Genomic DNA, 13,302 nt, shown 5'->3' with positions numbered 1-13,302 from the left:
ACCGCCCATACCACCCATACCGCCCATGCCACCCATGCCGCCACCCATGCCGCCACCCATGCCGCCCATACCGCCCATACCGCCCATGCCACCCATCATGCCGCCGCCCATGCCACCCATCCCGCCGCCCATGCCACCCATGCCGCCGAACTGGCCGGTGGCACCGGAGGCGATGAGGCCGGGGGGCAGGACGACGCGGAGCGGAGCGCGGGAGGTGTTGGTGACCGAGACGGTCATGGCGCCTCCCTTAGCCCCTTCGGCCCGCACGGCGATCTGGCCGGTGCGGAGTCCTTCGAAGAGGTCCACGACGGGCAACTCGGGTTGCGAGGGGGGCTTGGGGGCGGGGTTGGAGCTGGTGGATTCCACCGCCTCGACGGGGAGAGATTCATCGGTTTGACCGAACGCCATCGGTCCGAAGGCAACGAGACTGCCGGCCACGGCGGCAGGGAGGAACCGAGCGATGAACGTCGAACGCATGGGTCGGGCACCTTTCGTCAATCGTGGGGTATGAGGGGGGTCTCCAGCACAGGAACACGACATCCGTAGACGTGTCCCAATCAACCGATGTTGGGGGAAAGCGACAATCGAGAGTTAGCCTAGCACGTCAATGGTGGGGCCTCAACGAGATCCGAATCGGGCGGAAACGGCCGGGATCTCTTTCTGCCAGTGACGACGATTCCGGCAACTCTATTCAACCGATTTGGGGATTGAGGGGGGCGGGGCTGGGTTGAACAGGCGCATGCGATACAATCCGGGCGAACTGACCGGGAGGGGGAACTCTGCTCGGCCTGGCACCGTGGTCGAACCTGGAAAGGGGGACTTATGCGTTACGTGGCTCATCTGGCCTGTACCGTTTGCGGCAGGACCTATCCGGCCGATCGGGTGATGAACCTTTGCGAGCAGGACGGGAGGCCCGTGCAGGTGGTGCTCGACCTGGATCGCCTGCGGGCTGAGCAAGGGCCGGATCGCTTCTGGAATCCCGAGCGGCGCGACCTTTGGCGATTCGGTGGGTTGCTTCCGCTGGATGTGAACGATCCGGACGACCGCCGGCATGTGGTCTCACTGGGTGAGGGGGCCACGCCGAGCGTGACGTATGAGCATCCGCTGGCCGATCGGATCGGCTGTCGGCTGGAGGTCAAGGACGAGGGGAAGCCGTACGCCGGGTTTGGCGCCAATCCGACCCTGTCGTTCAAGGACCGAGGGATGGCGATGACTGTCTCGATGGCCCGGGCGCTGGGGTTGGAGCGGCTGGCGGTGCCGACGCAAGGAAATGCGGGCGACGCGCTGGCGCGGTATGCGGTCGCGGCGGAGATTGAGGCGGTGGTGGTGATGTCGCCCGACACGGATCGGCCGGTGCTTGGAAACGTGGCGGCCCTGGCGGCCTTGCATCCGGATCGGGTGAAGCTGGAACTGGTGCCGGGGACGATTGTCGATTGCGCGGCTCGGGTGCGAGATCATTACGTGCCGCAGGGGTATTTCAGCGTGGCGACGTTCCAGGAGCCCGGCTGGCGGACCGAGGGGAAGAAGACGCTCGGGCTGGAGATGGCTGAACCGCAAGGGAATCGCCTGGCCGACCGGCGGTGGCAGGTGCCCGATGTCATCGTCTATCCGACCGGAGGAGGGACGGGCGTGGTCGGCATGGCCAAGGGATTCGACGAGCTGGAGGCGCTGGGGTTGATCGGCTCGGAGCGGCCGAGGTTCGTCTGCGTGCAGTCATCGGCCACGACGCCGTTGGTCCGTGCGTTTGATCGGGGGGACGAGGACATTACCCCCGAACCGGCGGGGCAGACGATCGCCACCGGGCTCAATGTGGCGAAGAATGTGGGACATATTAACGTCTTGCGGATCATCCGGGCGACGGGGGGATGCGCGATCGCGGTGGATGATGATCGGATTCGCCGAGTGATCCAGGAGGAGTGGGACGATCGTTGGTTTGCCTGGTCGCCCGAAGGGGCGGCGACACTGGCGGTGCTGGAGGAACTGGCCGATCGTCGGATCGTGGGGCAAGGGGATCGCGTGGTCCTGGTCAACACCGCATCGGCCGAGAAGTACTTGCCGACGATTCGAGACTGTTTCCACGGCGGGTTGTGAGGCGGAGGGGCATGCCCGACGGGACGCTGAGGCGGGCCACGAGCGATCGCTCCGTCGGTCCGGAGAATGGTCAGGGTCGGGCTGTCGGTGCTTGCTGAGAGGGGACCTCTGGGGACGCAGGAGGCTGAGTGAGGAAGACGAAGCCGTCGCGTTCGATCCGGGCCGTCAGCCCCAGGTCGTGCCAGTTGGGATCACCGGCGCGGAGGACCTGGAGCTGGCCTTCGGTGTCGGGAGGGAGTGGTTGGCCGTCGGCATCGACCACGCGGAGGGCGACGCCGGGCACGGGCTGGCCGACCGAGCCGTCTTTGTGGCCGGTCTGGCGGATCATGCCGCGCTCGAAGTTCGGGGCCGAGGCGGTCAGGAGGCCGAACTCGGGGTGCGTGAGGTGCGGCAAGCTCAGGTCGATGGTTTCGGGAAGGAGGGTCTTGTCCCGTTCCGGGCGGAGCTCGAAGGCCCGGACGCCCGCTTCGATGATCGCCTGCCGGGCCTGGAAGACGGTCAGGGGGCGTTCGATCGGCGGGCCGAAGGAGATGATGAGGGTTCGGCGCAATCCCCTTGGCCATTTGCGGAAGAACCGGCCGCCGGAAAAGCTGAAGATGCTTCCCCAGAGATTATCGAGATAGACCGGAATGATGACGGCGTTTTCTCGGCCGTTGGCGATGACCTCCACCCCTCGGTAGAGCGTGCCCATGACGCCGGTTCTGGAGATCTGGCCTTCGGGAAACATGCCGAGGACCTCGCCGTTGTCGAGGACCTCGAAGGCGGCCCGGAGCATGGCCCGCTGGGCCTTCGGGCCGCGATCGGGGACGGGAATCATGCCGGATCGTTTTGCCAATGGGCCGACAATCGGGATCTTCAGGTACGGGGCGAAGACCAGGGCCCGGCCTCGTCGAGGGACGGATCCAGCGAGAAGGAACCCGTCGATCCAGGAAACGTGATTGGCGATGACCAGGACCGGCCCGGTTTTTGGCAGGTGCTCCAGACCAATGATCCGGAGCCGATAGACGGGCGTCAGCACGAACCGAACGGCCGACTGGATCGCGTCGGGGTAGACCGCCGCGACGACCATCAGGATGAGCAACGGGCAGAGGGCCAGGAAGGCCAGCACGGCCAACACTGCGCCGATCCAGACGAAGACGTCAGGCAAGGAACTCATCGGGGCGATCCTTCGCATCGGAGGCCCGCGGCGCCAGTCGGGCGAGCGGGCCGACCAGGAGCAAGGCCGGGACCATCATCAGCCCGGCCAGAAGAAACAAGGGCGGATAGCTCCCGCCGAGTGCCACCAACCCTCGGCCGAAGAGCGATCCGCCGAGAATATTCAAATTCGTCACGGCCATGAAGAGCGCAAAGGTCGAGGCTGCGAGCCTCGGATCAGCCGCACCCATCGCCAGGGTGGCAAAGAGGACGTCATTCCAGCCGTTCGCCACGCCGAACAGGAAGCCCAGAGCGGCGGCGGTGGCCACGTCTCCGGTGGTGATGACGGCGTGGGCCATCGTCGAGCCGATCAGGCCGACGACGCCGAGAACAATCGTCCCCGTGCGGCCGAGAATCGGCGTTGCCAGGGGGAGCAGGATGGCCCCGACCGCTCGTCCCGAGAGCCGCGCCGCGCCGCAGAGGCCGACGGCCGACTCGTCAAAGCCGCTCGATGCGTAAAAGAGGGGCAAGTTGATCTCGACCCCCCAGCCGGGCAGAGCGTAGAGCAGGCCGAAGGCGATGAGGGCCAGCCCCCGAGGGCGGATGAGAACCTTCAAGGCGTGCCAGTCGAACTGATCGGCGGGATGGCCCTCGCGGCGTTCCCGGATGACGAGGGTCAATGCCAGGGGAGGAAGCCCTAACGCGGCGCAGGTGTAAAGAATCCAGCCGCTCTTGCCGGGGCCGATGCCGGTCTCGGCGAGGAAATGGCCGAAGGCGAAGGTCAGAACGGTTGCCGCGACGAACCGCGCAACCATCACGATCGACTGCACGCGAGGGCGATCGGCCTCGGGCGTGACATCAACGATCAGGCCGTCGCAGCAGGTGTCGTAGATCGCCAGGCCGAGGACGGTGATCAGCGCCACCGTCGCAAATCCGCCGACATGCTGCCCCGGATTGATCAGGGCCAGGCCGATCAAGCCGAGGCTCTGCATCCCGATCCCGAGCCCGATGAACGGCCGACGATGCCCCAGGCCCAGCGGGTTGAAGCGGTCGGAAATCGGCCCAAAGAGGAACTTCAGGGCAAAGGGGAGGATGATGGCAAACGTCTGCACGTCATTGATCGTCGTTTCGCCCAGCCCGGCGGCCTTCATGTAAAGCTGGTTGAAGTTGATGACGTAAGCAAAAACGACCCCTTGCAGCGCATAAATGAGGGCGAAGAGGATCAGGTGGGGCCGGCCGACGTGGGGAGGCCCCGGCCGGCCTTCGGGACCGTCGCCGTCCCCTTCGCCTTCGCTCATACCGTCCCCCCCTGAGGCAAGGGGGCCGACTGGGGGAGGCGTCCCAGGCGAAGCCCTTCGCAATAGAGGTGCTTGGCGCGCTCGGGGAGGTCTGAGGCCAGGGTGCGGGCGATCGTCTCCTCGATTGGGTAGTCAATCCGTTTGAGGTGAATCTTGCCGTCCTCGATGATCGCGTAGGCGGCTCTCGGGTCGCCGTCTCTCGGCTGGCCGAGGCTGCCGGGGTTCAGCACGATCGTGTCGCCGGCTCGGAGGTTGAACTGCATGTGCGTGTGGCCGACGCAGACAATGTCGGCCTCGATGCCGGCCAGGCGGCGCTTCCAGGTCGCCGGATCGTTCATCAGATACTCGTCGAGCGGGTCGCGCGGCGTGCCGTGAACGAGGAGAAAATGCTTGCCGCCGAGTGTCAGACGCCGGGTCAAGGGAAGCTGGAGCAGATATCGACGCTCGGCGGGACCGAGGGCCTGCCAGTGCTGCTGTCGGGTGACGCTGGTCAGGTAGCGGTAGCCGTGGTCGCCGCCGACGTCGATTCCCTGGGCGACGCCGTGGTCGTGGTTCCCCCGGACGGCGTAGTGGGCGTGCGTCATGGCCCATTGCACGCAAGGGAGGGGATCAGGGCCGTAATCGACCAGATCGCCCAGACAGAGGCACAGGTCGTGTGGCTCGTTAATGGCCGACAGGGCCGCCCAGTTGGCGTGAATGTCCGAGACGACGAGGATCCTCAACCCCCGACCTCCTTGTGCGCGACGATCCCCGAACCGGGTTGCGATGGGGAAGACTCAGGAGCCGCCCAGCCAGTGATCAATCCAAAGCTGCAACGACACGAGGGTCCAGAGCGGTTTGCGATGATCGCGGACCCCGGCCCGATGTTCGGCCACCAAGCGGCCGACCACCTCGGGCTTCAAGAGCCCCTGACGCCGCAGGCGATCGGGGGCGAGTCGATCATCGAGCAATCCCGCGAGCGGGCCGTTGAGCCAGCGGGCCACCGGAATGCCGAAGCCTTTCTTCGGGCGCTTCACGATCGACGCCGGTAGCCTATCCGCCACGGCGGTCTTGAGCAATCGCTTGCCCGTCCCTCGGGCGTACTTGTGGCATGCCGGCAACGCCTGGACGAAGTCGACCAGCTCGGCATCCAGAAACGGGGCGCGGACTTCCAAGCTGGTGGCCATGCTCGCGCGATCGACCTTGGTAAGAATGTCCTCGGGCAAATAGGTGTCTTGATAGAGGCGGAGTGATTGGGTCAGCGGGTCGGCCTGGGGGACAAGGGCGGCGGCTCGGGCCAGATGCTCGGCCTCGACGTCGATTGCAGGCGGATCGACGAGCACGTCGCGCAGCTCCGATCCGCTGAATGATCCGATCCAGCGCAGGTGGGCCAGCGGTCCCGGCTCGGAGGCCCCCCGCAAGAATTGCTTGAGCTTGAAGTCGAGGCTGATGTTGCCGTGATCGACGGGCAGGCGACCGACCGCCGTGGCGATCAGCGACCGCAACGGCCCCGGCACGCGTCGGAACGATCGGGCGAGCTGTTCGGCCGTGAAGGTCGGATAGCCGGCGAGCAACTCGTCGGAACCGTCGCCGCCGAGGCAGACGGTCACCTCCGATCGGGCGAACCGGCTGAGCAGGTGGGTTGGCAAAATCGAGGCATCGCCGAACGGTTCGTCGAGCCAGCCGGCGACCTCGGGCAAGAGGTCGAGGACATCGGAGACGGCGAACGTGCGCTCGTGGTGATCGGTCCCCAGGTGCCGGGCGACGGCTCGGGCGTGATCACTCTCGTCAAAGGTTGGGTCGTCGAAGCCGATCGAGAAGGTCCGGATCGAGGCGGCCGGTTGCAGTTCGGCCACGGCCGCGGCGACGCTGGAGGAGTCGATCCCTCCTGAGAGGAAGACCCCGAGCGGCACATCCGACCGCCGATGCCGCGCGACCGCCTCTCGAAAGAGGGTCCAGAACCGGCGGCTCGCCTCGTCGAAGGGCAGGGCGTCGGCCTCGGCAACGGGCAGGGGGGCGGCCCAGTAGCGTCGAGGGACCGCTGTCCGGGGAGCATCGAGCGACCATTCGAGCAGGTGACCCGCCGGGAGCTTCTTCATCCCTTGCCAGATCGAGCCGGGCGCGGGGACGTATTCGTACGAGAGATAGCGGGCCAGGCCGTCGGGGTCGAGCCTCCTGGGCACGTCGGGATGGACGAGCAGGGCCTTCGGCTCGGAGCCGAAGACGAGGCCGCCGCGACTGGTTTCGGCGTAGAAGAGGGGCTTCTGGCCCATGCGGTCGCGGGCGAGGATCAAGCGCCGTCGCTTCGTATCCCAGAGGGCCAGGGCGAACATGCCATTCAGTTGCCGGACGAAGTCGGGACCCTCTTCCTCGTACAGGTGGACGAGGCTCTCGGTGTCGCATTGGGTCCGGTAGCGGTGGCCGAGGGCTTCGAGCCGTCGGCGAAGGCTTGGCTCGTTGTACAGCTCGCCGTTGTACGTCACCCAGACGGTGCCGTCTTCGTTGCTCATCGGCTGGGCGCCGAGGCTCGGGTCGATGATGGCCAGACGGCGGTGTCCGAGGGCGACCGGCCCCTCGACGAACGCTCCGGAGCCGTCCGGCCCGCGGTGGGTGATCGGCGCGGTCATGCGATCGACGAGAGAGCGATCGGCGGCTTCGCCGTCGCGGTTGAGGAAGCCGGCGATACCGCACATGAGGGGGGAAGGGCCTCCCGAGTCTCGAATTCGGGCCGATCGTGGACCGCGTTCGATTCCATTATTGCGGTCGATCGCCGTCTGCCAAGCCGGGCGAACCCCGAGGCGCGCGGGCCGGCCGTTGAATTCGGCGCGGTTGGCGCATACGCTTGCCTTATCGCGGATTCGGGCCGAACAGGCGTTCCGGCCCTGGATGAAATGCGCCGTGGAGATGCTCCCCGATGGCCTCGTTTGATCCGATTGACTACGATCCGCTGGAGCCCCCGCCCCGGCCCGACACGCCGCCGGTGCGCCGCGGGTTCCTGATTGTCTTGCTCATGCTTTGCCTGGCGGCCGGAGCGGTTTACGGTGCGCCCTACCTGGCGCAGCAGATCGGCTATCGGTACGAGGTCGGCCGGTCGATTGCCGCGGCCGAGGCGCTGGAGCGGCTTGACGGGGACGACCTGATCGGCCGATCGTCGGCCCTGTTTCGCCTGGCGAGCACGAAGGTGCAGCCGGCGGTGGTCAACGTGCGGACCTCGCAACTGGGTGCTCCTGGCATGGGAGGCCCTGGCGGGCCGATGCCACTGGCTACGGGGGCCGGCTCGGGAGTGGTGATTGACAGCCGCAACGGCTTCATCGTGACCAATCATCACGTGATTCAGGACGCCGACCGGATCACCGTTTGGCTGGGCCGGAGACAGCTCCCCGCCCGATTGGTCGGCTCGGATGTGAAGACCGACCTTGCCGTGCTGCAAGTTGAAGGGCGATTGAACGCGGAAGCCTCGTGGGGCGATTCCGACCAGATGGATATTGGTGACTGGGTTCTGGCGATCGGCAGTCCGTTTGAGCTGGACCGATCGGTGACAGCCGGCATTGTCTCGGCCACCGGCCGGGGCGGGTTGCAGCTCCCGGGCGACCTGTACCAGGATTTCATCCAGACCGACGCGGCGATCAATCCGGGCAACTCCGGAGGTCCGTTGATCAACCTGAAGGGGGAGGTCATCGGGATCAACACGGCGATCCTCTCGGAAACGGGCGGGTATCAGGGGATCGGCCTGGCGATCAGCTCGGCACTGGCGCGGCGGATCGTCGATCAACTGATCAAGGATGGTCGAGTCATCCGGGGCTACCTGGGCGTGACGATCCAGGACGTCCAGGCAGACGACGTGGACGAGCTGGGGCTTAAGGAGCCTCGGGGGGTGCGGGTCGTCGGGGTGGTCCCGGGAGGGCCCGCGGCCAAGGCGGGCCTGAGAACCGACGACGTGGTGCTGGAACTCGACGGGGTGGCGGTCGACGACACGAACGCCTTGCGGACCCGGGCCACGACCATGCCGGTCGAACAGTCGGTGCCGGTGACCGTCATCCGCAACGGCAATCGCGAGGAGTTTTCCGTCACGATCCAGGCCATGCCCGTGTTGATGGACCTCGGCCTGGTCGTCGTGGAAGGACCGCCCGAGAACCTGACGGTCGAACTGGCTGAGCAATTGCCCGAGGATGGCCTGTACATTGCCGGCGTCAGTCCGGGGAGCCTTGCCGCCCGATCGGGGATCGACCCAAGAATTCTCTCGCTCTTGCGGATTACCGGAGTCGGAGACATTCCGGTGACGACCCTGCAGGAACTGCACGACGTGTCCGCGGCCCAGTACGACGAGGAGAAGGGCCTACGTCTGCAAGCGGTCGCAATCGACGGCACCTGGCTCTGGTGGACCATCGGCGGCCCAAATCCAGGACTGCAACCGCGCTGATGCGGAGCAACGGCTCACGATCTTACCGGCCCCCCGAGGTCGAGCCTCCCCGGTCTCCACCGACTGGGGGCTCAATCTCGGGGGGCCGGGTGGTTTTCCGGCTCGGCCCTGTCGGAACCACGCGGGAAATTCGGTTCTCAGTGAAGGGGGCAGCCGAGCCGGTCGACCTCAACGCCGGCCCGTCGGACCGGACGTTTGTCCGACCGAATCATCCTTGCCTGCAAGCTCCTTTGGACGGTCGATGGGGACGGCACGGTCGATTTGCCCGACGCACAGGGGCTTGACTTGGACACCTGGTTTTCGAGACAGATTTCGGCCCGATTGGCCGCAAAAGCGGTCGAGACGGTCTCTGGCGATTGCCAGAGAATGACTTGAGTGGCGAGGCGGAACGCTTTGGCGGGCATTTGTCAAGAGTCTGGCTCATTGGGCGGGAAGAACTCGCAGGTTTTCTTGCGAGGTGGTTTGCTGCAAGTGGTTTTTAAGAGAAGGGTTCGGTCGAAGGGTCATCGCTTCGGCAACCGGCCGGGCGAACTTGACCGAAATTCGAGTGGGGGTATAATCTCGGTATCATCGCCGTGCAGGAGACGGCGAGCCAACGAGAGATTGGGTTCGTACCCGCTCGACCTCGCCCGAGGTCCGGAGCCGATCTCGTTGTCGTCTCTGCAGCCGATCCGGGACTGCGACCTCAACCTCTGGGAGTTCCCGGTGCCCCGACACTCCGAAGCGACGCTTGCCGCGATCAAGGGCGCGATTGACCTCGTGAGCCTGATTGGCGAGTACCTTCCTCTGCATCGAGCGGGTTCGAAGTTCAAGGCCCTGTGCCCCTTCCATGACGATCACCACCCGTCGCTTGAGATCAACCCGGAACGTCAGACCTACAAGTGCTGGAGCTGCGGAGCCGGCGGCGACATCTTCGATTTCGTGAAGGATTACGAGCGGGTCGAGTTCCCTGAGGCGTTGCGTATGCTGGCCGATCGGGCCGGAGTGGCCCTGGACAATCCGAGTACCGCCACGGCCACCAGCGGCCCGAGCAAGAGTGATCTGCTCGCCGCCTGCGACTGGGCCGAGCGGGCCTTTCGGACGGCCCTGGTCGGCTCGGACGAGGCCCGCGGCTACCTGGAGCGCCGGGGGATTCTGGCCGCGTCGATCGATCGCTTCGGCATCGGCTTCGCGCCCGATCGTCGTGACTGGCTGCTGGCTCGGGGGCGTCGGGAAGGCTACGACGAGACCTTGCTCGAACGCGCGGGGCTGGCGGCGAGGAGCGAGCGGGACGGCAGCCTCCGCGATCGCTTCCGGGGACGGGTGATTTTCCCGATCCGCGACATCCGGGGCCGGGCGATCGGCTTCGGGGGTCGGATCTTGCCGGATGTCGAGAAACGGATGGCCGAGTCGGGCCTGGGTGTCGCCAAGTATCTCAACACGCCGGAAACGCCGCTTTTCCAGAAGCGTCGGAACCTTTACGCCGTCGATCTGGCCCGCGAGGCCGCCCGGAAGCAAGGGTGGGTGGCCGTGGTCGAGGGGTATACCGACGTGGTGGCCGCGCATCAGGTCGGCCTGGCCAATGTTGTCGGCACGCTCGGCACGGCGCTCGGTGACGACCACGTGAGGGCCTTGCGACGGCTGGCCGATCGGGCCGTTTTGGTCTTCGATGGCGACGAGGCGGGGCAGAAGGCCGCCGATCGCTCGCTGGAGCTGTTCCTGAATCACGAGATTGACGTGCGGGTCCTGACGCTTCCGAAAGGACTCGATCCCTGCGATTTCCTGCTCGGCGAAGGGGCGGACGCGATGCTCGCCCTGGTCGATCAGGCCTCCGACCCCTTGGATCACGTGGTCGATCGGGCCGCCTCGGCCTTCAACCTCGAAGATCTCGATGGGGCGCGTCGCGCGGCCGACACTGTGCTCGACCTGCTGGCCCGGATGCCCTCGCACCGAGGGCGGGCCGGGCTGGACCTGAAGGCGGCCAAGGCGCTCGATCGCCTGGCGCAGCGGCTTCGCTTGCCGGTCGAGACGTTGCGACGTGACCTGAAGAAGCGCCGACGGCCCGACCGACCGGCGCATCATCATGTAAGCTATGAACAAGACAAGGACGCGCCGGTCACGGCCGGTCGCGTGCCCGAAGCGAGCGAGGCGGCCCCACCGCCGGTCATTCGTCCCGGGGACCTTGATCCCCTGGGTCGAGAATTGATCGAAGTTCTTTTGAACGAGCCTTCCGTGGTGTCTTGGGTCATTACCCGGGTTGAAGTGACGTCACTGCGCGATGCCCCCCTCCGGACGATCCTTCAGGTCTGTTACGACCTGTACGGCGAAGGCCGGGAGGCGAGTGTCTCGGAGGTGTCGTCTCGACTCGACGACCCGAGCGTGCGGAGCCTGGTGGCCTCGCTGGTGTCTCCGATCGACCCCAGGCCGCTCTCGGAGCGGTACGTCAACGGTCGTTATCTGCCCCGGCCCTGGCGCGAACGCCTGGCCAGTCTCTTGCCGCGGCTGGCCGAGCGTGCCTGTCGCGACCGCCTCCGTGACCTCGAAGGTGCCCTGGCCGAGATCAACCTCGCCGACGAGCCCGAGTCGTACCGCGAACTCTGGCGGGAAAAGATGCGCCTGAATCAAGAGCTCTTGCGGCTGGCCTCCACCAAGAAATCGTCCGACGCGTCTTGACCCGACGTCGGTTCCCCCTAGGAGAGTGTGTCGATGGAAAAGCTGGACGAGGGTTTCAAGACGCTCCTCGAGCTGGGTAAGCGGCGAGGGTTTCTCACCTACGATCAGCTCAACGACCAGTTGCCGGATGAGATTTCCAGCAGCCCCGAGAAGCTCCACGAGTTGCTCGAACGACTCGACGAACTGGGCGTTGACCTGCTGAACGAGGAAGAGGCCGAGGCCCGGCTGGTGGATGCCGGCGATCTGGGTGACGATGCCGACGACGAGGTGATCGACGATCAGGCCGAGGATGATGACGACGGCGAGTTGACCCCCGAGGATCTCGACGAGATCTCGCGACGGATCGACGACCCGGTTCGCATGTATCTGACCCAGATGGGTGAGATTCCGCTCCTGACCCGCGACCAGGAAATCAATCTGGCCAAGCGGATCGAGATCACTCGCCGCAAGTTCCGTCGCAAGGTCCTCGAATGCGACTACGCCCTGCGGCTGGTGGTCGATGTGCTCAAAAAAGTCGATTCCGGTGAGCTGCCCTTCGACCGCACCGTCAAGGTCTCCGTCACCGAGAACCTTGAGAAGGAACAGATCCTCCAGCGGATGAAGCCGAATCTGGCCACGCTGGATCACTTGATGGACTGCAACCTCCGCGACTTCCGCGCCTACATCCGAGCCAAGGACGACCCGGACACCGCCCGCGTCCTTCGTGTCGATCTGGCCCGCCGTCGCCGCAAGGCCGTCACGCTCGTCGAAGAACTGTCGATCCGCACGCAGAAGGTCCAGCCGCTGATGAAGCGGCTTGAGCAGATCGCCGCCCGGTTGAATGAGATCCTCGCCCAGCGCGATCTTGTCCTGGCCGGCCGGGGGAACCAGGACGACCTGGCCAACCTCCAGAAAGAGCTCAAGGACCTGATGATCATGACCCTGGAGACGCCCCGGAGCCTCACCCGGCGCGTCACCTTGATGAACGAGCGGTACAAGGAATACGAGCAGGCCAAGCGCGAACTCTCCGGCGGCAACCTTCGCCTGGTCGTCTCAATCGCCAAGAAGTACCGCAACCGCGGCCTCTCGTTCCTCGACCTGATTCAGGAAGGGAACACCGGCCTGATGCGGGCCGTGGACAAGTACGAATATCGTCGCGGCTACAAGTTCTCGACCTATGCCACCTGGTGGATTCGCCAGGCGATTACCCGGGCCATTGCCGACCAGGCTCGCACGATCCGCATTCCGGTGCACATGATCGAGACGATGTCGAAGCTGCGCAACGTCTCGAAGAAGCTGCTCCAGGAGAAAGGCCGCGAGCCGACGATCGAGGAAATGGCCAAGGTCGCCAACATCTCGGTCGAGGAAACCCGCCGCGTGATGAAGATCAGCCGGCACCCGATCTCACTCGACCGCCCGGTCGGCGAGAGCGAGGACAGCTACTTCGGCGACTTCATCGAGGACGAGGCCGCCGAGAGCCCGATCAACGCCGCCACCCAGGAAATGCTCAAGGAGAAGATCGACGCGGTCCTGAAGACCTTGACTTACCGGGAACGCGAGATCATCAAACTCCGCTACGGCCTGGGCGACGGTTACACCTATACGCTCGAAGAAGTCGGCCGCATCTTCAAGGTCACCCGAGAGCGGGTGCGGCAGATTGAGGCCAAGGCCGTTCGAAAGCTGCAACATCCGGTTCGAAGCCGCCAGTTGGAAGGCTTCCTGGAAAGTACCGGTTGACACCGGACACCT

General features: G+C 65.6%; 8 protein-coding genes and 1 pseudogene. 4 read left to right on the top strand and 5 right to left on the bottom strand.

Features of this window, described 5'->3' with window-relative positions; all coding sequences use genetic code 11:
• Positions 1–477 (bottom strand): annotated as a pseudogene (locus tag GA615_RS20460) (hypothetical protein); the annotation flags it as partial.
• A 345-nt stretch (positions 478–822) separates the two neighbouring features.
• Here GA615_RS20460 and GA615_RS20455 point away from each other — a divergent pair.
• Positions 823–2,091 carry a threonine synthase gene (locus tag GA615_RS20455; protein WP_152053182.1) on the top strand — a complete coding sequence of 423 codons (1,269 nt, stop codon included), beginning with the start codon at positions 823–825 and terminating at the stop codon, positions 2,089–2,091.
• Between the two features lie 70 nt (positions 2,092–2,161).
• Here the strand turns inward: GA615_RS20455 and GA615_RS20450 are convergent, their stop codons facing one another.
• The 4 genes from GA615_RS20450 to asnB are packed head-to-tail and all read right to left on the bottom strand — an operon-like array spanning position 2,162 to position 7,195.
• Complete coding sequence (locus tag GA615_RS20450) at positions 2,162–3,247, bottom strand: 1-acyl-sn-glycerol-3-phosphate acyltransferase (RefSeq protein WP_161602458.1); 1,086 nt, start codon at positions 3,245–3,247, stop codon at positions 2,162–2,164.
• Positions 3,231–4,523 carry an MFS transporter gene (locus GA615_RS20445; RefSeq protein ID WP_152053180.1) on the bottom strand — a complete coding sequence of 431 codons (1,293 nt, stop codon included), beginning with the start codon at positions 4,521–4,523 and terminating at the stop codon, positions 3,231–3,233. The genes GA615_RS20450 and GA615_RS20445 overlap by 17 nt, the downstream gene beginning before the upstream one ends.
• The gene (locus GA615_RS20440) at positions 4,520–5,245 is read right to left on the bottom strand and encodes a metallophosphoesterase family protein (RefSeq protein WP_152053179.1); all 726 of its coding nucleotides are present in this window, start codon (positions 5,243–5,245) and stop codon (positions 4,520–4,522) included. Before GA615_RS20440 ends, GA615_RS20445 begins: the two co-directional genes overlap by 4 nt.
• A 54-nt stretch (positions 5,246–5,299) precedes the next feature.
• Entirely contained in the window at positions 5,300–7,195 is a 1,896-nt protein-coding gene (asnB, locus tag GA615_RS20435) for an asparagine synthase (glutamine-hydrolyzing) (RefSeq protein WP_152053178.1), read from the bottom strand.
• A 221-nt stretch (positions 7,196–7,416) separates the two neighbouring features.
• Between asnB and GA615_RS20430 the strand changes: the two genes are divergently transcribed.
• From GA615_RS20430 to rpoD, 3 genes are all read left to right on the top strand, one after another.
• Positions 7,417–8,922: a S1C family serine protease gene (locus tag GA615_RS20430; RefSeq protein WP_152053177.1), complete on the top strand. Its 1,506-nt coding sequence runs from the start codon at positions 7,417–7,419 to the stop codon at positions 8,920–8,922.
• Positions 8,923–9,573: 651 nt separating this feature from the next.
• Positions 9,574–11,574, top strand: a complete 2,001-nt coding sequence (gene dnaG / locus GA615_RS20425; RefSeq protein WP_235905582.1) for a DNA primase — start codon at positions 9,574–9,576, stop codon at positions 11,572–11,574.
• A 33-nt stretch (positions 11,575–11,607) separates the two neighbouring features.
• Complete coding sequence (rpoD, locus tag GA615_RS28590; RefSeq protein ID WP_152053176.1) at positions 11,608–13,290, top strand: RNA polymerase sigma factor RpoD; 1,683 nt, start codon at positions 11,608–11,610, stop codon at positions 13,288–13,290.
• Positions 13,291–13,302: the final 12 nt, after the last annotated feature.

Origin of the sequence: Tautonia marina, from assembly GCF_009177065.1 — a bacterium.
Lineage (GTDB): Bacteria > Planctomycetota > Planctomycetia > Isosphaerales > Isosphaeraceae > Tautonia > Tautonia marina.
This window is presented reverse-complemented; position numbering and strand designations above follow the sequence as displayed.